Origin of the sequence: Alicyclobacillus pomorum DSM 14955 (assembly GCF_000472905.1) — a bacterium.
Classification (GTDB): domain Bacteria; phylum Bacillota; class Bacilli; order Alicyclobacillales; family Alicyclobacillaceae; genus Alicyclobacillus_A; species Alicyclobacillus_A pomorum.
The window spans coordinates 177,129-198,176 of record NZ_AXAR01000007.1 but is presented as its reverse complement, the minus strand read 5'-3'; the positions used below and the strand labels follow the sequence as shown (position 1 = coordinate 198,176).

Sequence of the window (21,048 nt, the reverse complement as noted above, 5' to 3'; positions counted from 1 at the left end):
CGTTGCTGGCCGACCGTAATATTCGCAGTACGAGGCTTTAACGAGATCGTGGATAAACGAAAAATCCACCGCTTGATGAATTTTTCGAAGCAGGTGATCCTTGGGGACTAAATTATACAGTTCTGCGTGAAACGACAATTTTGTTTGCTTCGACGAGTGGAGCATCCGAGCCTTCCTTTTTTCTTAAAATTATACAACACCCCCAGCACCAAGACTGTACTGGGGGTGTTCTTTACAATTACTGTATTCGTTTTGCAGTGCTCTCCAAGAGGGTCGTTTTTTTGTGTCTTTGCGAGGGGGCACCCCGTTCTATTTTGCTAATTCCTGCTTGGCAAGTTGAATGAGCCGTTTGACCATCGACCCTCCGATTTGACCACCAATGGCTCCCGCTTCCCGAGCCTTCATGTCTCCATTGTCGCCCGTTTTGTACGGAATTCCTATGGACTTTGCCGCCTCACGTGCTGGATTATCCACTTCTCCACGAGGCACAGTCGCGGTGCCATTCAGTTTCTCGACAACCACACTCTGTTTCAGACGTTCCAAGGCATCGCCCGCTTCTGGAACAAGCAAACGACGCTTCCGCCGTCTCGCCATGGAAGACACCTCCTGTGCTCCGTAGGGTGCCCTTCAGGCCATTTACTTAGCCACTGAGCAGGCCATCAAGACCCAGTCCAGGCTGTGACGCGGATCGCGCCGCCCCGTCTTCACTGCGTACTCGGCGTCTGCCACCATGGAAAGCAAGCGTTCAATCTGAGTCTGTGTTAGCGCTCTGGCTTGCTCGGAAGCCACCTTCACCGCGTATGGATGCGCGCCTGCTTTAGACGCGATTTGTTGGTTGGAGTAGCCTTTCGCCCCCAACACTTTCGCGTACCACATCAAGCGCAGCTGGCGTGCGATGAGCGCATACAGCGCGAACGCGTCGTACCCCGCACGTTCAACATCGGTCAAGACGCGAAACGACCGGTCCACGCGTCCTTTGACCACGCCGTCAATCCATGCAAAGACGTTATCTTCCACAGGCTGCGACACAAGTTCCTGCACGTCACGCAGGGAAATTGGCTGCCCACCTGTGTACGTGTACAGTTTCTCTAATTCGGATACAGCGCTGGACAGGGTCTGCGTCCTCCGCCACAACTCGCGGGCAGCATCGTTGGCCAGTGAGATCCCGCGTTCGTCGCAGACGGTCGCCAGCCACTGCAGTGCGACGTTTTCTTTCGGCGGGTTACAGTTGACCACTGTGTGCTTGCGCGCGAGTTTGACAATCTTCTTCCGCTCGTCGAGCTTTTCGCCGTGCACAGTAATGACAAGGACCTTTCCGCTTGCAGGATGCTCCAGATACCGTTCCAAGTCCGTCAGGTCATGCTTCGACTTGCCGCCCGACAGAAACGCGGAACAGTGATCCAGGTGCACAATGCCTGTATCGGAAAACAGGGATAAGGTTTGGCACGCCTGCACGGCACCGGCGCATCCTTCTTCATCGAAGCGAAATCGGTTGACATCTACGGGCATGTGTTCAACACTGGCCAACACGTGCTCCAGTTTGTCCAGATACCAGCGCGACAAAATGAAGTCGGTGCCGACGAGCACATGTACCGGAGCAATGTCGGTTGCCGCCTGTAGAGATTCAATGGCTTGACTCCAGTCGAGCATGAAAAAACGCCTCCCACCATCACAAGTATACATTGCTTTCGTCTTGAGATGGGGAGGCGTCCTCTCTAGATGAAGTTGTCGGACAATGTTAGATGTGAACGACGTCGGTGGTCTTGTCAGCCGTCAAACGCATGCCACCGAGCTGCCACAGGTATTTCACCTTTGAGGCTTCCTTCATCATCGCGGCAATCACACCTTTGACCGGAAGATTTCCCACCTGACCGACACCGACTTCGCGGCCCAGCGAAGCCAAAGTGCCGAGGTTGTGGAAGCGGAACGGCTTCAGCGGTCGACCGTAAATCGCCGCAGTCACGTTCTCAGCAAGCACGGGACCCATTTGCATGGCCGCTTGCGCCGTCGGCGGGATGGGACGACCGTTCTCTTCGAACCAAGCGCAGTCGCCACCGATGAAAATGTGGGGATCGTCCACGGACTGCAAGTACTCGTTCACTTTTGCACGACCTCTGCGGTCTACAGTGAACCCTGCTTGTTGCAGAATGGGGTTTGCACGGACACCGCCTGTCCAGACGATGGTCCCGGCTTCAACCGCTTCGCCGCCTTCCAGATGAACCACGCCAGGCTCTACCTTCACCAGCTTGGTATTGGTGCGCAGTCGAGCTCCCCGCTCGGTCAACGTCCGGGCGGCAACTTCGCGCAAGGTCTCGGAAACCATCGGCAAGATGGTCGGCATGGCCTCGATGTTTTGCAGATCTACGTCTTTCCTGTCAATGCCGTACTTCAGGCAAAGTTCCGGCAGCCAGTCCACTAATTCGCCAACCAGTTCGATGCCCGTCAGTCCGGCGCCGCCAATGACAATGGTGAGGTGCCGCTTGTCGCCGTCTTCCTTGTACTTCTGGAATTCCTGCTCAATGTGATTTCGGATATTCACAGCCGAGTCGACGTCCATGATGGAAAGGCTGTTCTCCGCCATTCCGGGAATGCCAAAGTACTCGGAGACCCATCCCAGCGTCACAACCAACCAATCGTAGTCGTAGGTCCCGTTTCTCCCATGTACCTGCTTCTTCTCACGGTCAATCGACGTAATTTCGTCTTCGACGATGGTGGATGTGGGCTTTGTCAGAACCTGACGGATAGGTACGGTGTAATTCATGGCGTTACCGCGACCACCCGCTGCTTCGTGCAGCAAAGTAGCCATGTAATGATACGAATTCTTGTTGACCAGGGTAAACGGCTCGGAGTTTTTCTCTAATCCTGCGGCCGTCATCATGCCAGCGTACCCGGCCCCTAGAATGAGTATTTTGCTCATGATTTCTCCCTCTTCCCTGAAATTCCTTGGTGAATCTCTGTCATCGACGATTGTACATACACCTACGATGTGCGAAACCGTGCATGTACATTCTGACAGAACTCACCAGTTCACCGCCTCAACGGGCATTGGACGAATACCGTCAAACATTATATCACAACCTTCCCGCCACCTTTGGTAGACATTCGCGCAAAACGTCGAATTCGGACGAACAACCTGTGGACGGCGGAGTGATTGCAGATGTACATGGTCGCCCCGTACAAGACCCAGAACCACCATGACGGCTTAACCGACACCAAAGCGCCTGGAAGGTGGGAGACCGTTTCAACCACACCGAGCAAAGACTCGATTCCGACGTGCAACACAGCTGCCAAGCTCATCAGGACGACGTGTAGACACGGCAGAGTTGGAAGGATGACGCGTGTCAGCCACAGCAAAACGGCAAGCGGCAGAAGCAGCGCGAGCATGGGGTCGGCGAGCAGGTTGGCTGCAATGGAGTAAGGCGTACATTGTTGAAACGTACAGATGAGAACAGGGAGGAGCCACAGTTCTACGCGCAACGTGGACGCCGCAAGCTCCGTCACGTGTCGCCACGCAGAAGTAAGTACCGCGCGAACTCCGCGATACTCATCGTGCCTGTGTCCCCGTGCCCTTGTGGCTGGTGAGAACAATACCTGATTCACAGCAGCCGTGGCGATGAACGAAAGGCAAGCGCTGATGCCAAAAGTGGCCTCAGGATTGACGGCGGCAAGAACGACCGCCGCCCACAACAACCCTGCGGATGGCGACGTGTTCCGCCCGACCGCGTACGCAGCCCATCGATGCGACGTCATCAAGGCAGCACGGACAATCGACACGTCAAAGCGGCAAGCGCCAGCATAGGCCCACGCGAGACTGGCCTGCAATGCCGCCCATAGCCATGACGGTAGTCGGAGTGCCCGCCAGACCGGGAACAGTGTGACTTGCACAAATTGTTCCAAAACCAGCAGATTCGCACCACTGGCTACCAGCACGTGCAGTAGTCCGGCGTCAAGGAACTCGTCTTTCAGACGTTGGCTCAGACCTGAGTCGTCGCCAAATACGAGACTTTGCAGGAGTGCAGCGTCTGTAGTATTGAGTCCGTCCATTGACGACCAGATGGACAGATCTGCAAGATGCGCATTCTGGTTTTGTGAGACGAGTGCGGTCGGACGGACCTGGCCGAGAAGCTCGTAGCGCACTCCTGAGGTCCCTCGCGTCTGAGGTTGCGGAACGACCTCACCCATCACTGCAACCTGAGCGCCTTGCCTGATGGTTTGGCGACGGGGGACGCGACACCATACAGTGCAATCACAGGTTTGCCGTCGCCCATCGAGATGGACATCCTGCAGTCGGAGCAGTGCAGACGAATACGTGCGGAAAGGTCGCACATACACCACGGTTGCTCGACCTTGGAGCGTGTAACCGAGCAAAAACCGACCATCGTGGATCACCGTTGCTTCGCTCCAAAATCCACGCGCAGCACCAAACAGGACCATCAGCACGGGGATGATCCAACGGTGTCTGGACCCCCACGTCAACGCAGCCACGATGAATATCACGACCAAAGGGCAAATGAGCATGAGTGAAGCAGGCACGAAAACACAGCGGCCGAGGAAAAAACCACAGCCCATAGAAAACACCCACATGCATGCGAAGAATCGCACGACATGTGGGGATTTCAGTGCGCTGCACCTTCAATTCGAATTCTGGTTTGAACATGGTGGGTGGCATCGAAATTGGGCGGATTAAACCACTCGTCTTGCTCTGCGCCCCAGGTGGTGTCCACCGGAATCCAGACCTGTTGACGGTCATCCCACACCCGGTTCCAGGCGTGCGGGCCGTAATCCAGCGCGGTGCCACCAATGCCCTCGTCAATCTCGACCGTAATGCCAACAGCATGGGCCATCTCCGCGTACAGAAGAGCATAGTCCGCACACACACCTTTGCCCGTGCGCAAGGTGTCGAGTGGCGACTGTTGATCCCAGCGACGGTCATTCACGTAGTCGTAGTACTTATTCCAGTCGTATTTGATATGGTGAATTTCCCACTCGTATAGCGCGTAGGCCTTCGCCCGTGACGACGTTTGTCCCGCCGTAATCCTCTGCGCTAACGTCGCGATGTCTTTGGGAACGACCAATACACCGGCTTGCGTTCCATCGGTACTCGTCGGCACCGCGAACAGAGAAATGTTCTTGGACAGCGGTTCCAGCGCGTTGGCCGTCAAGACGGGCAGCTCACGCGCCACCAATGGTTTCAACCAAGGCTGAAAGATAGAGCGGTTCATCACAATGTAAGGTTGTGAGTTTGTCGCCAGCATTTGAAGCGACGGTACGGACACAAACTGCAAGACGAGAAACACCACAGCGCCCAACGCAACCGAACACACCGCGCCCGCCAATGCGCCAAGTACTCCGCCGAAGAGGCGGCTGCCGCCGACGCCGCGCGGGATGACCCGGACAACCCATCCCGGAATCGGATGCACCACGCGCTGCAGAACGGCCGACACGACGAAGTACAACACCAGTAACAGCGCAAGATGCGACAATTGAGGAGACTGTTGCCAGATGCGCCAGAGTTCTGTCGCCCACGCGGGGATCTGTCCCGCCTTCACGTGTGCAAAGAACCCAGAGATTTTGACGCTTGCAAACCAGGCACAGGCCAGTGCAACGACAGCGGCCACAAGGTGCGTTGCCTGAGCCGCGAGATATCCTGCCTCTGGTGCAAATCTTCGCACGCATCCCCGGAATACAGACCAGAAAAACACCACTGCAAACGCGATAGTCAACCAGTTCACGGTGTCAGCACCTCCTCGCCGTATAGTACTGATGAGATGGACGTTCCTTACACGTCTATCTTAATGTACACTGCGCGTAGAATGAACGGGAAACGGATTCCATACTACTGCGTCGCATCCGACATATTTCTGTCGGTGGCCGACGAACGCAAGCTCATCCACTGGGAAGGTTGACGTACGGAGCAATGTGTTCGAGCGTCGTCTTACCAATCCCCGGAACCTGGAGCAAGTCGCCCAGTTGCCGCAGGGGACCGTGAGTGGACCGAAATCGGACAATGGCGGCCGCCTTCGCGGGTCCAATGCCAGGGAGCGTCTCCAACGTCTCCACCGTGGCCGAGTTGATGTCAATCTTGGCCCGATTTTCTCCCTCTGTGCCTGCAGCATTCGATGATACCGATGAAAGCGCTTCTTGCGAAGGACGTTGTTCCGCGGCGTTGGGGATGACCACTTCTCCACCGTCGTCGAGAACCGCTGCCGCATTGAAGTACTTCACGTCGTCAGGGTGGATGCAGCCACCTGCGGCTGCTACCGCGTCTTTCACGCGAGCGTCCGATGGAAGTACGTACACGCCCGGGTGGTGTACGTCACCGTGGATGTCAACGACGATGGTCGAATTCGAAGGAGGTTCGGACGTCATCTCACTGCCCGCCGGTGCGTTGGCTCCGTCCACGGAGGAAACACGGTGTGTCGACATGGTATGTAGCCAATACCCTGCGCAAAACGCCAGTAGCGCCACACCGAAGAGAGCGATGCGACGATACCACCGACTTTTCTTATCTTCCGCTACCGGCGTATCCACAGCGGAGAACAGCGCCTCCTCTTCGCTGAATTCCAACACGTCCACTCCCCCAGGATTTTTGCTGCAAGGGTCATGCGACATGCGAACTCCCTCCATCCGAATCACGTGTATGAAGATTCTGATTTCGCCCCATGTCCGCACATCCCTGTTTTCAAACCGTTGTCTGTTCGCATACTTTGTAAATAGTGATTTGCATACTGGACACCGAATCGTTGGCATCCCACAGGCGGATGATGTAAGATGGATACACGAAGTTCCGGGGGTTGTTCGATTGTTAACACCGAGTATGGAAGACTATTTGGAGAAAATCTACGAGTTGATGAAGGAGAAAGGATATGCAAGGGTTTCAGACATCGCATCCTCTCTCGATGTGCAACCCTCGTCCGTGACAAAAATGATCCAAAAACTGGATGAAAACCAGTACGTGACCTATGAGAAGTACCGCGGCATCGTCCTCACGGCTCGAGGTCAGAAATTGGGCCAGCTGATGAAGGAACGCCACCACATGTTGGAGGAGTTCATGCGGATTCTCGGCGTCAGCGAGGAAACCATTCAAAAAGATGTGGAAGGGATTGAACACCACGTCAGCCCAACCACACTGAATTCTCTGCAAGCGCTCGTCTTGTTTTTTGCTGAACGTCCCGATTGCTTGGCCCACTTTCAGTCGTACTTGGCAAAAGTGCAGGACGAACGCAGTGAGTGAACAAACGCGACAGATGGGGATGACCGCACGCTGTCGCGTCAGTCTTTCAGGAGTCTGAAACTTTCTGTGCGACAACGCAAATTCGGTCTGCCCCATCCACTGTCTTTCTTCCGAAGTCGCCTTCAATCTCCGCTTTGAATCCAGTCGAATCTAAAACCTGCAGGAGCACGTCCAAGGTATAGTACTGCTGCACGTGGTGTTCTTCATAGCGGTGGTACGAAGAACCATCCTCCGACACAAACATGTGCACATCGTATTGGATGCGACCACTGTCTTCGTCGACGTCCGTTTCAAACAATACGGCAGCGTCGTCGCGAATGTCGTGCCACACCCCATCTTTTAACGCGTGTATCCGCGCCGGACCGAAGACGTCAAAGCAAAACCAGCCACCCGAATACAGTTGGCTCGCTACACCTTGAAAACACATCCGGAGATCCTCTCGGGACGGCAAGTAGTTGAGAACGTCGCAGCAGGCTACCGCAAGGTGCACGCGGCCTGGCAGTTTGATCTCCCGGATGTCCTGGCATAGCCACTGCACCGCCATATTCGCATCCATCGCTGCCCGTGCCGCTTGCACGAGCATTTCTTCCGAACGGTCGACGCCGTACACCCTGCGGCAACGAGCCGCGAGTTCTAACGTCAGCTGCCCCGTGCCACACCCGATGTCTACGACGTCCAGCGATTCTAAATCAGGCCATCGGTGTGTGATGAAGTTCAACCAGGCGTCGTGAGGCGCCCCGTTCATAAACATGTCGTAAATGGCGGCAAATTCACTGTACGGTCTGCTCACCGCACTTTCACCTTGCCTCCTCAAAAGGAATTTGTCGAGCGTCTCCCCACAGTCGCTCCAAGTGGTAAAACTCCCGTTCTTCCGGTCGAAACACGTGGACGACCACATCTCCAAAATCCATGAGGACCCAGCGCCCCTCGTCCATGCCTTCCGTGCCTTTGCAGTGCAGTCCCAATTCCTCAAGTCGATCCCTTACAGACCGCGCCACCGCCTCTAACTGCGTCCCGGAATTGGCCGAACAAATCACGAAGTAGTCGGCTATCGGCGTCAGTTCGTGGATATCCAAAACCACGATATCCTTGGCCTTTTTGTCAGCGGCTGCGGCGGCAGCTTGCAGTGCAAGTTGATCGGTAGAATTGAGCATTGGCTTACCTCCCGGTCTGTGAATCACTCATGGTTTAAATGATGCGTCTCACTCGCTTGTGTAGCAGTGACTTGCTCCCACAGTTCATTCCGAGCCATCACTGTGAGTGGAAAAATCGGTTGATGCGTCTGAACGAGATATAGAATGGTGTTGTCGAATGACTCTGCGAGCGCAAGGTTTAGATCTTGCTCCGCCAGCGCACGTATTTTTTCTACACCAGGGTAGTTGCGTCCGCGTTCGATGGCATCTGCCAGGAACACCACCTTTTCTAAATCCGACATCCCCACCCGTCCGGTGGTGTGATATCGCACCGCATTCTGAATGTTTTCGTCATCGATGTCAAACCACTCCGCGGCGAGATGCGCGGCAATCGGGCCATGCAAAATCGCTGGAATCAGTGCAAATCCAGCCGGAATTTCCACTTGCTCGGCCACTTGTGCCAAACGTTCCTGTGGCCACTCCCGAGCGATATCGTGAATCCAAGCTGCAACGCGCGCCTTCGTCACATCTACCCCGAATCGACGAGCGAGGCGTTCTGCAGCCTCGACGACGCCTTTCGTGTGCTCAAAGCGTGCTGGGCTTAACTCCGCTTGCGCTTTCTCCATCAACTCCAATTCTGACACAATGACTCGCTCTCCCAACTCGTCTGTAGTGTTCTCACGTTGTCCCGCACTCAAGCCACACCTGCAGTACAGCTGGAGGAATCAAGCCGCAAATGGGCAGGTTTCTCCGCAACCGCTCGCGCAGAAATGTGGATGAGACGTCCACAATGGGCATCTCCAGTACAGTGGCCCTCAACGCCGGGAGCTCACGCTGCACTTCTGTCAAGGTCTCTTCAAACGGGTACCCAGTACGGACAGCGACGACAAACTCTATCATCTGCACAAGTTCATTGGCACGGTGCCAGTGTGGCAGGTTCGCTAGGCTGTCCGACCCACACAAGAACTGAAAGTGGTGGTTTGGATACATCGTGCTCAAGGCGTGAATGGTATCCACAGTGTATGACGGGGTCGGCAGCGAACGTTCGATATCGCAAACCTTGAACGCCTGGTATCCTTCCACGAGGGCTTGTACGAGTCGCACGCGTGTCTCGTGACGCGTATGTTCCTCGTTTAACTTGTGCGGTGGCGCGGGCGCGGGCAAAAACCACACTGCATCCGAACGGGTCTGTTCCAGCGCCAATTGGGCCATGAGAAGGTGCCCAATATGCGGCGGATCGAACGTACCTCCGAACAACACGATGTTTTGCATCGCTACGGCAGTTGAATTTGCGGGTTCTCGGTGGACTTTCGGTACAATACCACGGTTCGACCTATCGACTGCACCCACTCGGCCCCGGTCTCCTCTACCAGGATTTCTGCGACTTCGTCACGCGACAGCGGACTCGTTTCGAGGACAGAGATTTTCATCAGTTCGTGCGACTCCAAGTCTTGCTCCACCTGTTCAATCACGCCTGCCGTAATTCCACCTTTACCAATTTGCATCGCCGGCGACAGATGGTGCGCCTGTGCTCGCAAAAATCGCTTTTGTTTTCCTGTTAACACGTTCATTCGTCCTTTTCAGGCATCACGGGCCTCCGAGAATTTGTTTGCACTGTATTTATCCGTTCCACGCCAATGGTGAGCGCCTGTAGCGCAGCACGATGCATGGTCTCGACGGGCGGCTCGAGGCCTGACCACCAGCGAAATGCCTCGGCCCCCTGACCGACCAGCATCGCCAGTCCGTCCTGCACCGTACACCCCTTGTCCGCAGCCATTTTTAACAATCGGGTCGGCGAAGGTCGATAGATGAGGTCCTGCACCAGCTGCCCGGCTTGAAAACATCCCGCATCGTCGACAGGGGAAGCGTCCACATTCGGATGCATTCCCACCGGTGTGGAGTTTACGACCCAGTCCGAGTCCGCAATGGCGTCGTGGCGCTTCTCCCAGGGGACAAAGGTAATATGAATGTCATGTTCAAAGTCGGCCATCAGCGGCTTCACTCGTTCTTGGTGACGAGCGGTAATCGCGAGTTGGACCTGGGGTCTGTGCAGTGCGAGCGCGGCCACCACAGCCCGCGCAGCGCCTCCCCCACCGAGGAGCGTCACTCGAGCAGGCCCAGATTCAGCGTAGGCGCGCACCGACGCCCACCAACCTCCAACATCTGTATTATGCCCTGAAATCACACCATCGTTCGAATCGAAACGCAGCGTGTTCACAGCCTTGGCCAGTGCCGCTTCAGGCGTTCTATCCACAGCCATCTGGAACGCACGCTGCTTGTGGGGAATGGTGACATTGACCCCGACTGCCTGAAGCGCGAGCAATCCATCCACAGCCGCTTGAAACCGCTCGGGTGGTACGGCAAAGGGCACGTATACGGCATCCACGCCAACCGCCGCAAACGCCGCGTTCATCATGGCTGGAGACACGCTGTGTCCAACCGGCCACCCCAGCAACCCAAACAGTCGCATCGTCACCGCCAATCCTCCCCGTGACGCCACCGTATCGGCAATCTAGAAAACGGCTTAACTATAACATAAGTTCGCTATCATTGCATGTCGTCCCAAGCCTTTGATTGTGATAGGCCGATAGACGATTTCTACAAAAATTGGGCGCCTCGGCGCCCGTTTTTATGTTGAGCCGTCGGTACATCGCGATTGTCACGGTCGAAAGTCGAGCAGTGCGTTTCGCTGTTTTTGACCCGCACACAGAGCGACGTCGTAGAGGCGGTAGTCAGACAAGTCCGGGTGCGACGCGCGCGCTGTTTTCACCACACGCCGCAGTTGTCCCAGCAAGTCATCGACTGTGACAGACGCCTCAGTTTCAGCCGCGGACACGGGTACGACCACTGTTCTCCTATCCGATTCTATCAATCCACCCACCACCTAGATTGCGCCCTACCGTCAGCATGTCCAGAACACGGTCCATGGAAACCACGGTTTCGCGCGTCTTATTGATCTAGGTGTATTGCAAGCGAATCGACATTATCACAACAGTTTCATAGAGGTGGCCCCTCGACGGCCCAATGTGTGACGAGGGCGAACGTTACACGCGCGCGCCCCTGCTCAAATGCCCGACGAGCCGCGGGCGCGTGGTTACGCGCACGTCTTCCGGTACCCACAGCGTCCCGCGAATGTTCTGACCTTGCAAAACCATCCACCCTAAGCCAGAGAGGACGATGTCGCATCCGTGCGTGGGCACTTCCAGTACGCGCTCTGTTTCTCCCGGAATCGGTCTCTGACGTGAAGACCGGATGGAGAGAGGGCGAAGCGAACCTAGACTTTCGCGGCACTCGGGACACGGTACCTTGAGAATGTCATCCGCGTGCTGTTCTCCGAAAGCTGCCGCTTTTTCCAGCTTTGTGCGGTGCAGGACAAGGTCGTTACTGACGTAGAACACCACGGGCTGATGCGGTCCTGAAACAAAGTCGAAACGGGCGAATCCACCCATCCACACCGATTGACCGGCGTCCAATTGGTAGATTTTCGGACGAATGGGTTGTTGGGGTGTGGCCGTCTTGAGGCAGGAGCCACAGAGCTTGTCAATGACCCTATCTCCATGAATCAAACCAGGCGTATCCACCAGCACAGTCTTGTCTCCGTTCGGCAACGTCACGCGCGTGCTGACCATGCCGATGGTGGTGCCGGGAACGCGTGATGCGGTAAATGGCTGATGGCGCTCCAACCTATCCACGAGTCGATTGAGCATGGTCGACTTCCCCACGTTTGCCATACCGACCACGTAGACAGCGTCTGTGCGGTAACGCTCCATCGTCTCAAGTACGTCGCGGATGCCGCGCCCGCTCCGTCCACTGACAAACAACACTTCGGACAATGCCACACCTGTTGTCAGCAGTTCCTTGCGGATCCATTGCTCCAACGCTTCCACATGCACTTCTTTGGGCAGCAGATCCACTTTATTGACAACCGCAACCACGCGGCTGGTCCCAATCAACTTGGCCAATCCAGGGATCACAGAGCCTGGCAGATCAAACACGTCGATGACGTAAAACACGAGCCCCGGATGCGAGGAGATGGTGGATACTTCACGCTCGTAGACGTCGTGCGGCACCACAATGCGCGAAAACTCGCCGTAGTGGCGGATACGGAAGCACCGCCGACAAACTGGAGATTCTCTGGACAGCGCGCTCTCCGGGACGTAACCGGGATGGTCCGGGGATTCGCTTTGCAACTCAATTCCGCAGCCAGTGCAACGCACAAGCGCTGCGCGATCTTCTTGGTGTTCACTCATTCTCCTGCTTCACCTTTCTTTCCGGGACAACGAGTCCCCGACGTACCAACATGTACATAGCAATCCGTTCCACCCGCCGCACCAGCCGCGTTCCCCACCACTCTTTAGGATGGATGGGTAATACCAGAATCGTATGTAAGCCGCAGCGGTTTCCACCGCGGATATCGGTAAACAACTGGTCTCCTACCATCACGGTAGTCTCCGGCGTCGCTCGAAATCGCTCCATCGCCTGGAGAAACGCAGCGGGTTTCGGTTTTTTTGCACCAGCAATGAACGCAACGTCCGCCTTTGCGGCAAATTTCTCCACGCGCGGGCCGTGATTATTGGACACAATGCACACCTGGAATCCTTTGTTCTTCGCCTGCTGCAACCAATCCGCCAAGTCTTCTGAAACCTCCGGATGGTTCCACGGCACCAAGGTGTTGTCCAAATCGGTCAGGAGGAGGCGGTATCCCTGCTCCCGCAGCTTGTCCAAGTCAATATCGGCCACTTCCGCCACGTATGCATCTGGCCGCAGCCGCTCCAACCAACGCATGTATACCCAGCCTCCAGACTTGCTGTGTGCCTTTCGTTCCAAGATTTCATGGAACTCAGTAATCCAAACTGTATCACACACGCACAAATGGAGGCAAAGACAGCGGTACGCCAGTGGCAGAGCACCGCTGTCTCCGATTGACCGCATGGAAGCAAGTCACTGCCCAAGCCACCCTGTCCATCCGACAGGTCACCAGGCAACAGTCGCGCAATCGTTTCAGTGAAGGCCTCGTCCCGCCCGCAGTTGGTCGTAGAGCTTGTTCAACGCCTTCCGTTCAATTCGCGAGACGTAAGATCTCGAAATGCCAAGTTCTGAGGCAATTTCGCGCTGCGTTCGCTCCTCTCCATCCGGAATGCCAAACCGCTTGCAGATCACTTCTCGCTCCCTGTCAGGAAGTAGAGGCAAGTTTTCAAACATCTTTTGCTTTTCCCACGAGAAATCCACCTGATCTACAATCTCGTCCGGATCCGTCCCCAACAAGTCCACAAGCGTCATCTCATTGCCGTCCTTGTCCGTCCCGATGGGGTCGTACAACGACGTGTCGCGTTTGTGCTTGCGATTGCTGCGCAGGTACATGAGGATCTCGTTGTTGATACAGCGGGCTGCGAATGTGGCGAGCTTGGTTCCTTTGTCTGGGTGATAGCTCTCCACTGCCTTGATCAGTCCAATGGTACCAATGGAAATCAGGTCGTCCGCGTCCTCTCCAGAGCCCTCGAATTTTTTGGCCAAGTGCGCGACGAGGCGCAGATTGTGCTCAATGAGTTTGTTCCGCGCTGTGCCATCCCCTGCAAACATACGTTCAATGCATGCCGCTTCTTCTTCGGCCGTCAACGGTTGAGGAAATGCGTTGTTTTTGACGTAGGAGACAAAGACCGAAACATCCTTCAACACGAGTGCAAGCAAAGTGAGAATGCCAGGCAATGGTCCCACCTCCATCCGGGCCGCTGTCATTAACGTATGTCGGAGTGTGGGTGAAACTGCCTGTACGCATCCAACAGGTTCCACGTGATCCGACGAACGGCCTGGTGTGCTTGGTCAGAGCCGCTGTTGCCCACATAGACGGCAAACGCAATGTCGGGGTGTTCATACGGTGCAAACCCAGCAATCCAACCATTTACCCGTGGAGACTTACCCAGTTCCGCGGTTCCCGTTTTGACGGCCGCGTGCACAGGGTGGTGCGCCAGCGCGTGTGCCGTGCCAGACCGCGACAGAACGGCCTCCCGCATGCCGACGCCAATCCAGTACGCAGCATGTCGCGACATCGCGCGAACATGGTCATACCCCCGGAACGTCAAGATGGCTTTCCCATGTTTCTCTGCATCCAAAGCCACCCGCACCCTGCTCATTTGACCACCGATGGCAACCGTCCGCGCCACATTGGCTGCCTGCAGCGGCGTCATCCGCACGTCTTCTTGGCCGATGGAGGTATTGGCCAACAGCCCGTCGTCCGTGCCGGAATGCCGAAACACCGCTCCCGCGTCTGCCTCCGCAAGCACAGGCCGACCATTGATGGACTGCAAATGGGTCTCGTCCAGGTAAAGTCGGCGCGCTTCCGTCTCCAGCCCTGCCCTGCCAAGAGCCATTCCAACTTCCGCAAACGCGGTATCACACGATTGCGCAATCCCAGCAATCAGCGACAATGCGCCGTGTGCGGTCCAGCAGTTCATGGAGACACCAGGGATGTGGATGCCGCCTGAACAGTAAAATTGCGAGTCCGGACGGTAGCGGAACGCATCGAGAGCGGCAGCAGCAGTGACCAATTTAAAGATGGATCCGGGTGTCTGGGCAGACAGCGCCACCCTCGGATCTACGCGCTCCGCTTTGACGCCGGCGATAGCCAGCGCTTCATTCGTCTTAACGTCCAGGACCACAACGGCTCCGTTCGCGACGTGAGCGTTGCGCAGGGCGCGCTGTGCTACGGTTTGCCACGCCGGATCGATAGAAGTACGCACGTCCGCACCGGGTACCGCCTGAATCCCAAACCATTGAGGGTTGTACACATTGTGCGTCGGCGACCGCAGCCTGGCGACGAAACCCGGTCTGCGCGACTGGAGTGTCTGATCAAACGTATATTCCAGCCCCGAACGGCCCTGCTCCGCGACGGCCCGCTCTGCGTCTGGCCACTTGTCCGGAAGTCCAACCACGCCGACCAGGGGATTCGCCAGCAAGGGTGGAACCTGCTCGCTGTGTACCCGCATGCCCACACCAGACCACTGAACCCGCTGCCACTGGCCGGACCAAGGAGCCCCGTTGCGGTAGAGGACTCTGCCGCGGCCGTCGTCTACTTGCAGTACATCAAAATGCTCAAGGTCCGCCTTCGCGGGCCATGTATCTTGCCAACGCCCCATCTTCGAAATGGATGCGGGCGGCAATACGGTCTGCTGGAACACGCGAGCCAAAAGTACGGCCATGGCGAGTAGAGAAAACAGGTTGAGCCAAAAGATACGGCGTTTGCGCACGATTCTTCACCACATCGCAAGAGTTAGGGGATCATCATCTACGAACAGCCAGCCTGTATCGTTGTTCAGGGAGGCGAATGATGTTTGCCACGCAGCCATCTCCTTCGGATAGTGTGCCCTGCAACCGCAAGCGAATGCCTGCTGTGCACTCACCAATACGAAAACAAGCCACCCCAGGGGTGGCTTGTTGAGGTAGAGCTGGCTTCGAAGGTCGAGCGCTACCGCTAATGTGTGTGCAAGTTCTTTTGACTCAACGCTTCATTGTGCAACTGCTCGGGATACGTCTCGGCGAAGTAGTGTTCGCCTGTCCCATCGTTCTTCACGACGTAGTACAAATACGAAGTATGCGCGGGTTGAATCACAGCCAGAATCGACGCCATCCCTGGATTGGCAATGGGGCCCGGTGGAAGGCCGGGATTTCGATAAGTGTTGTACGGATCGTTCACTTCCGTATCTTTCGTGCTCAATACGTCCTTGTGCCCCAAAATGTACTCCAGCGTAGCATCAATCTGCAGCTTCATGGACTTGTGCAACCGGTTCTGTATCACACTGGCAATGATGGGGCGCTCCCGATTCACCTTGGCTTCCTTTTCCACCAAAGACGCCTCCGTGATTGCTTGCGGGAGCGTTAATCCGGCCTTCTGCAAGCGCTGCAGCACACTGGCGTTCACGTGTTCCGCAAAGTCATTGAGCATTTCTTGCACCACGGTGTGTGCGGACTCCCCGCGGACAAATTGATAGGTATCCGGAAACAAGTACCCTTCCAGGCGGTACTTGATGGCCGGATTGTGTGGTAATTTGGAAAGAAAAGGCGCATTGAAGGATCCAGACTGCACTTCCTTCAGAAAAGCGCTCTTGCTGCATACGTTCAGGGCAGCTAGTTTATCCGCAATTTGAACGACCGTGTAGCCCTCCGGGATGGTCACCGACACGGCGTTGCTCACGACGGCACCATCCGCAAATATGGAGACCAGTTCCGGGATGCCTGTACCTTGACGGACTTGGTAGTGCCCCGCCAGGAACCTGTCTCCCCCGTCTCGGAATCTGACATACATCCGGAAGACCCACGCGTTCCGAATGAGACCAATCCGCTGTAATTCCTGACCAAGCTCCGACGTAGACTCACCTTTTGCGATGTCGACGTCGACGAGTCGCCCCGTGCTCTGTGGTGGAGCAAATTCGCGATACGTGTAATACGTGGCCCCCCCAGCGAGGAGGATGACCGCCAGCAACAGAAGCAGAATGGCGTTCCTCACGCCGCGCCGCCACTTCCCTGGACGGTGGCCACGTTCCTGTGAATTCCACACGTTGGTTTTCCTCACCTCACCGTTGTACAATACGCGGTCTGCGCACAAAAGAGCCGCCTGCCCCGCGCTGTCGGCGCTGGGCGGACGACGTCCTGTTCACGTTACGTCGCGTTGGTGCGATTGGCGGTCGAGGTAGCCCTGCAGCATCAACGTTGCCGCTACCTCGTCCACGACTTTCTTCCGCTTGTCCCTCCGTACGTTCGCACCGATGAGCATGCGTTCAGCAGCCACCGAAGTCAACCGCTCGTCATACATATGGACCGGAATGCCTGCCGCTTTTTCAATCAAATCGGCAAACGCCTGGCACTGCTCTGCGCGTTCACCGATGGAACCATTCATGTGTCGTGGCAGTCCTACGACAACTTGTTTGACGTCGTACTCCCGAATGACGTTCACAATGGCTTCAACAGCCTGCTCATCGCTCGTTCGCCGCAACACGGACAGGCCCTGCGCCAGCAATCCTGTCGGATCACTGATAGCAAGGCCAATCTTCGCAAGTCCGTAGTCAACCCCGAGCGTTCTCATCTTGAAAATTCTCCGCGTATGCCCGTACCAGTTCCTCAATCAACTCGTCGCGCTCAATCCTGCGAATGGTATTGCGTGCATCGAGATGGCTGGTGATGTACGCTGGATCTCCAGAAATGAGATACCCAGCAATCTGGTAAACCGGGTTGTAGCCTTTTTCGGACAGTGCCTGATAGGCGAGTTGGAACGCGCGACGTGCCTCCTCATTCTCAGATTTGGCTTCAAACCGCATCGTTTCGTCCATGTTCAAAGCGGCCACCCCTTCGCAAACAATCACTGTACTCTGTTTCCATGGCGTAAACACTCCATCGAAACCCCTCATGGTAAATGATTCGCTCAGCCCTCTGATTCTCCTGCGATCTCCTTGACAAATTGTGCCGCGCACTCCACTGCTTCGCGCGCTTTCGCTGGGTTTTTTCCACCCGCCTGGGCCAGGTCAGGTCTTCCACCACCGCCGCCACCGGCCACTGCGGCTACGCGCTTGACCAGTTGCCCAGCGTGCAACTTCCTGGCTTGCAGATCTTTAGATACCGCCGCCACAAACTGCACCTTGTCCCCTACGACACTGCCGAGCACGATGACGTACGACTGCAGTTTCTCGCGAAGTTCGTCCACCGTTTGGCGAAGGCCATCCATGTCAACATCAGGAATGATGGCTGAGACCACGGGAATACCGGCGACGACGGTCACCTGGTTGGCGAGTTCCGCAGCGCGGCCACGATTCAGTTTCGCTTTCGCAGATTCCAGCTCGCGTTCCAACTGCCGCCCTTCCTCGAGCACTCGTTCCAGTCGAGGCAAGAACTCGGCCACCGAAGTCTTGAGCAATTGTGCAGCATCCTGCAACAGCTCTTCCTGCGCTCGCACATATTGATATGCATAGCGCCCCGTGACAGCTTCAATCCGTCGGACACCGGCGCCAATGCCCGCCTCCGACGTGATTTTGAACAACCCTATCAGCCCGGTCCGCTCCACGTGACAGCCACCGCACAACTCGATGCTGTAGTCGCCAGCTTTGACCACCCGCACAACCTTTCCGTATTTTTCCCCAAACAACGCCATGGCACCCATCGACTTGGCGGCGTCGATATCCATCTCACGAATCTCCACGGGCTCATCGCGCCAAATGACGTCGTTGACACGCCGTTCCACCTCTGCGAGTTCCTCGGGCGTCAATGCGCCAAAATGGGAGAAGTCAAACCGGAGTCGCGGCCCTTCGACGAGCGATCCAGCCTGTGTCACATGTTCTCCAAGGACTTCTCGCAACGCTTTGTGCAGCAGGTGTGTCGCGGTGTGGTTCTTCACGATATCGCGGCGAACGTCCGCCTTCACTTCGGCCTTCACCGGATGTCCTGTGGTCAACTGGCCCGACAGGACCCGGACGCGGTGCAGATGCTGCCCGTGCGGCGCCTTCTTCACGTCAACCACTTCCGCGCTGCCCTCTTGGCTCTGCAGGATGCCGATGTCTGCCACTTGACCACCACTCTCTGCGTAGAACGGTGTCACGTCCAGCAGAACTTCACCTTCCTGACCGGCCTCCAATCGCTCTACCAAGGTGTTGTCGCGAATCAATGCCGTGACCACACTGTTTGTAGCCAACTGCGTGTAGCCTACGAACTGATTCGGCGTCGTCAGCGATTCCAGAACACCTCGTTCGGAGTTCATGCCCTCCGCTGCCTGCCGCGCTGCGCGTGCGCGTTCACGCTGTTCCTCGAGGTGTTGCATAAAGCCGTCCCGGTCGACCGATACACCTTGTTCCTGCGCCATTTCTTCCGTCAAGTCAATCGGGAATCCAAATGTATCATACAGCCGGAAGGCGTCCTCTCCAGACAAGACGGTCTTCCCTTCTTGCTTTAAGCGGTCGAGCGTGTCCTGCAAGAGCGACTCCCCTTCCGCCAGCGTTTCTAGGAACCGCTCTTCCTCTGTGTGCACCACGCGACCGATGAAGTCCTTTTTCTCTCGCACTTCTGGGTAATCGTCTCCCATGATGTCGGACACCACGTGAACGAGCTGGAAGAAGAACGGGCGTTCGATGCCCAGCTTTCGGCCACTGCGCACTGCCCGACGCAACAACCTGCGAATGATGTAGTTGCGCCCTTCATTGCCCGGCAAAACGCCGTCACCAATCGCAAACGTAACCGTCCGAAGGTGATCCGCGATGATTTTGAAGTGCACATCTCTCTGCTCGTCTTCCCCGTAAGCGACGCCAGCGACGTCCGCCGTGGCCTGAATGATGGGCATAAACAGATCCGTTTCAAAGTTGTTCGGAACATCCTGCAGCACGGAAGCGATGCGTTCCAGTCCCATCCCAGTATCGATATTCTTCTTCGGAAGCGGCGTGTAGCTTCCGTCCGCCTCTTTGTTGTACTGGGTGAACACAAGGTTCCAAATCTCTAAGAAGCGGTCGCAGTCGCATCCGGGTTTACAGTCTGCCGACCCACAGCCGTACACTTCTCCTCGGTCAAAGAAGATCTCTGAACACGGGCCGCAGGGGCCTTCGCCAATCTCCCAGAAGTTATCTTCATCGCCGAGGACAATGCGCTCCTTCGGGATGCCCACTTCTTCGTGCCAAATCTTGAAGGCTTCGTCGTCCGAATGATGAACCGTGACAGACAGCCGATCCGCCTCCAGTTCCAGCCACTCTGTCAGGAACGTCCATGCCCAGTGAATGGCTTCCCGTTTGAAGTAGTCGCCAAACGAAAAATTGCCGAGCATCTCAAACATCGTGTGATGGCGGGCGGTGTGCCCCACGTTCTCGATGTCGTTGGTGCGGATACATTTCTGGGCAGTGACAATCCGCGGCCGCTCCGGGATCACGCGACCGTCGAAGTACGGTTTTAACGGAGCCATCCCGGCGTTGATCCACAACAACGTGGGGTCGTCATGCGGCACCAAACTTGCACTCGGCAAGACGAGGTGCCCTTGTTCCGAGAAAAACTGCTTGTACATCTTGCGAATTTCAGCGGCTGTTCGTCGTTTCATGATGATCCTCCTCGCTTCGCGTCCCTATGCCTATGCGCCTTTCAGTTTCAGGACATATAAAAAACCCCGCGTCCCACAGGGACGAGAGGTTTGTCTCGCGGTACCACCCTGATTACGGTGTCTTGTTCTTGCACACCGTCACTCTGTCGCTGTAACGGGCGAACCCGGCGTCTTTACACGCGCTTGGGACTGGCTTCCGCATACGTTGACCGAGACGTCTTCCAGCCGACGGACGTCCTCTCTGGACGGCGATACCGCATGCGTACTTGTTTCCCGCATCGCTTTCGCATTTGTGAATTAGTTTACTTTGAAGCGACAGACCTTGTCAAACCGGATGTGTCCCTAGTTTTGACAACAATTCGACGAGACCCACGCAACCAGGCAAAAACGTCAACAAGATGCAGACGACGGACCGCCGAAAGTCCTCCGGGCGTCCGCGGGTGACCACCCAAAACGACCATGCACTGAGAACGAAGCCCGCGAACGCCGCAATCCAGTACCCCACGCCAACCAGGGGATGAACGTGAGCGAAAGCAGCGGATGGAACGTCGTAGAGCACCCACGCGGCCAGGAACAGGACACAGTCCACGCCAGAGACGACAACCAAGCTTCGCGTCACCCGCACG

The 21,048-nt window shown here is 56.2% G+C and carries 24 protein-coding genes and 1 other annotated feature; of the genes, 1 reads left to right on the top strand and 23 read right to left on the bottom strand.

Annotation, left to right across the window (positions count from 1 at the left end; genetic code table 11):
• From YWK_RS22475 to YWK_RS20985, 7 genes are all read right to left on the bottom strand, one after another.
• Positions 1 to 165: transposase (locus YWK_RS22475; RefSeq protein WP_483756933.1), on the bottom strand; the 165-nt coding region annotated here is incomplete at its 3' end.
• A gap of 144 nt (positions 166 to 309) precedes the next feature.
• Entirely contained in the window at positions 310 to 594 is a 285-nt protein-coding gene (locus tag YWK_RS0109540; protein WP_026964606.1) for a small, acid-soluble spore protein, alpha/beta type, read from the bottom strand.
• A 42-nt stretch (positions 595 to 636) separates the two neighbouring features.
• Positions 637 to 1,650, bottom strand: coding sequence for a DNA polymerase III subunit delta (gene holA, locus YWK_RS0109535; protein ID WP_026964605.1), 1,014 nt, complete (start codon positions 1,648 to 1,650; stop codon positions 637 to 639).
• A gap of 88 nt (positions 1,651 to 1,738) precedes the next feature.
• Positions 1,739 to 2,917, bottom strand: a complete 1,179-nt coding sequence (locus tag YWK_RS19260) for an NAD(P)/FAD-dependent oxidoreductase (protein ID WP_051375426.1) — start codon at positions 2,915 to 2,917, stop codon at positions 1,739 to 1,741.
• A 149-nt stretch (positions 2,918 to 3,066) separates the two neighbouring features.
• Entirely contained in the window at positions 3,067 to 4,485 is a 1,419-nt protein-coding gene (locus YWK_RS0109525; protein WP_169727165.1) for a ComEC/Rec2 family competence protein, read from the bottom strand.
• A 131-nt stretch (positions 4,486 to 4,616) separates the two neighbouring features.
• Positions 4,617 to 5,732, bottom strand: a complete 1,116-nt coding sequence (locus YWK_RS19255) for a transglutaminase-like domain-containing protein (protein WP_051375425.1) — start codon at positions 5,730 to 5,732, stop codon at positions 4,617 to 4,619.
• Between the two features lie 154 nt (positions 5,733 to 5,886).
• A complete protein-coding gene (locus YWK_RS20985) occupies positions 5,887 to 6,570 on the bottom strand; it encodes a ComEA family DNA-binding protein (RefSeq protein ID WP_169727164.1) in 684 nt (227 codons plus the stop codon).
• A gap of 232 nt (positions 6,571 to 6,802) precedes the next feature.
• Here YWK_RS20985 and mntR point away from each other — a divergent pair, with 232 nt between their 5' ends.
• The gene (gene mntR, locus YWK_RS0109510; RefSeq protein ID WP_035466559.1) at positions 6,803 to 7,234 is read left to right on the top strand and encodes a transcriptional regulator MntR; all 432 of its coding nucleotides are present in this window, start codon (positions 6,803 to 6,805) and stop codon (positions 7,232 to 7,234) included.
• A gap of 46 nt (positions 7,235 to 7,280) precedes the next feature.
• On the opposite strand, the gene YWK_RS0109505 is transcribed toward mntR, so the two are convergent.
• The 16 genes from YWK_RS0109505 to YWK_RS0109430 form a co-directional block, all read right to left on the bottom strand.
• Positions 7,281 to 8,024 carry a class I SAM-dependent DNA methyltransferase gene (locus YWK_RS0109505; RefSeq protein ID WP_026964602.1) on the bottom strand — a complete coding sequence of 248 codons (744 nt, stop codon included), beginning with the start codon at positions 8,022 to 8,024 and terminating at the stop codon, positions 7,281 to 7,283.
• A gap of 7 nt (positions 8,025 to 8,031) precedes the next feature.
• Positions 8,032 to 8,388 carry a ribosome silencing factor gene (gene rsfS / locus YWK_RS0109500; protein WP_026964601.1) on the bottom strand — a complete coding sequence of 119 codons (357 nt, stop codon included), beginning with the start codon at positions 8,386 to 8,388 and terminating at the stop codon, positions 8,032 to 8,034.
• A gap of 23 nt (positions 8,389 to 8,411) precedes the next feature.
• Complete coding sequence (gene yqeK / locus YWK_RS19245) at positions 8,412 to 9,011, bottom strand: bis(5'-nucleosyl)-tetraphosphatase (symmetrical) YqeK (protein ID WP_051375423.1); 600 nt, start codon at positions 9,009 to 9,011, stop codon at positions 8,412 to 8,414.
• A 34-nt stretch (positions 9,012 to 9,045) separates the two neighbouring features.
• A complete protein-coding gene (gene nadD / locus YWK_RS0109490; protein WP_156909106.1) occupies positions 9,046 to 9,717 on the bottom strand; it encodes a nicotinate (nicotinamide) nucleotide adenylyltransferase in 672 nt (223 codons plus the stop codon).
• Complete coding sequence (yhbY, locus tag YWK_RS0109485) at positions 9,642 to 9,932, bottom strand: ribosome assembly RNA-binding protein YhbY (RefSeq protein WP_026964599.1); 291 nt, start codon at positions 9,930 to 9,932, stop codon at positions 9,642 to 9,644. Before yhbY ends, nadD begins: the two co-directional genes overlap by 76 nt.
• Before the next feature lie 2 nt (positions 9,933 to 9,934).
• Entirely contained in the window at positions 9,935 to 10,837 is a 903-nt protein-coding gene (aroE, locus tag YWK_RS19240; RefSeq protein ID WP_084453616.1) for a shikimate dehydrogenase, read from the bottom strand.
• A gap of 189 nt (positions 10,838 to 11,026) precedes the next feature.
• Positions 11,027 to 11,239 carry a hypothetical protein gene (locus tag YWK_RS0109475; RefSeq protein ID WP_156909104.1) on the bottom strand — a complete coding sequence of 71 codons (213 nt, stop codon included), beginning with the start codon at positions 11,237 to 11,239 and terminating at the stop codon, positions 11,027 to 11,029.
• A 172-nt stretch (positions 11,240 to 11,411) separates the two neighbouring features.
• Complete coding sequence (yqeH, locus tag YWK_RS0109470) at positions 11,412 to 12,617, bottom strand: ribosome biogenesis GTPase YqeH (protein WP_051375422.1); 1,206 nt, start codon at positions 12,615 to 12,617, stop codon at positions 11,412 to 11,414.
• Positions 12,610 to 13,152 (bottom strand): YqeG family HAD IIIA-type phosphatase, encoded by a 543-nt coding sequence (locus tag YWK_RS0109465; RefSeq protein ID WP_026964596.1) that lies wholly within the window; start codon positions 13,150 to 13,152, stop codon positions 12,610 to 12,612. Before YWK_RS0109465 ends, yqeH begins: the two co-directional genes overlap by 8 nt.
• Before the next feature lie 216 nt (positions 13,153 to 13,368).
• Positions 13,369 to 14,073 carry an RNA polymerase sporulation sigma factor SigK gene (gene sigK / locus YWK_RS0109460; RefSeq protein WP_026964595.1) on the bottom strand — a complete coding sequence of 235 codons (705 nt, stop codon included), beginning with the start codon at positions 14,071 to 14,073 and terminating at the stop codon, positions 13,369 to 13,371.
• Between the two features lie 29 nt (positions 14,074 to 14,102).
• Positions 14,103 to 15,611 (bottom strand): penicillin-binding transpeptidase domain-containing protein, encoded by a 1,509-nt coding sequence (locus YWK_RS0109455; RefSeq protein ID WP_026964594.1) that lies wholly within the window; start codon positions 15,609 to 15,611, stop codon positions 14,103 to 14,105.
• A gap of 224 nt (positions 15,612 to 15,835) precedes the next feature.
• On the bottom strand, positions 15,836 to 16,918 hold the full coding sequence (gene mltG / locus YWK_RS19235; RefSeq protein ID WP_169727163.1) for an endolytic transglycosylase MltG: 1,083 nt from the start codon (positions 16,916 to 16,918) through the stop codon (positions 15,836 to 15,838).
• Positions 16,919 to 17,014: 96 nt separating this feature from the next.
• Positions 17,015 to 17,443: a Holliday junction resolvase RuvX gene (gene ruvX, locus YWK_RS0109445; protein ID WP_026964593.1), complete on the bottom strand. Its 429-nt coding sequence runs from the start codon at positions 17,441 to 17,443 to the stop codon at positions 17,015 to 17,017.
• Entirely contained in the window at positions 17,424 to 17,687 is a 264-nt protein-coding gene (locus YWK_RS0109440; RefSeq protein ID WP_156909110.1) for an IreB family regulatory phosphoprotein, read from the bottom strand. Before YWK_RS0109440 ends, ruvX begins: the two co-directional genes overlap by 20 nt.
• 92 nt (positions 17,688 to 17,779) lie before the next feature.
• The gene (gene alaS / locus YWK_RS0109435) at positions 17,780 to 20,422 is read right to left on the bottom strand and encodes an alanine--tRNA ligase (RefSeq protein ID WP_026964591.1); all 2,643 of its coding nucleotides are present in this window, start codon (positions 20,420 to 20,422) and stop codon (positions 17,780 to 17,782) included.
• A 74-nt stretch (positions 20,423 to 20,496) separates the two neighbouring features.
• Positions 20,497 to 20,710, bottom strand: a binding site (T-box leader).
• A gap of 37 nt (positions 20,711 to 20,747) precedes the next feature.
• Positions 20,748 to 21,047 (bottom strand): hypothetical protein, encoded by a 300-nt coding sequence (locus YWK_RS0109430; RefSeq protein WP_026964590.1) that lies wholly within the window; start codon positions 21,045 to 21,047, stop codon positions 20,748 to 20,750.
• Position 21,048: the final 1 nt, after the last annotated feature.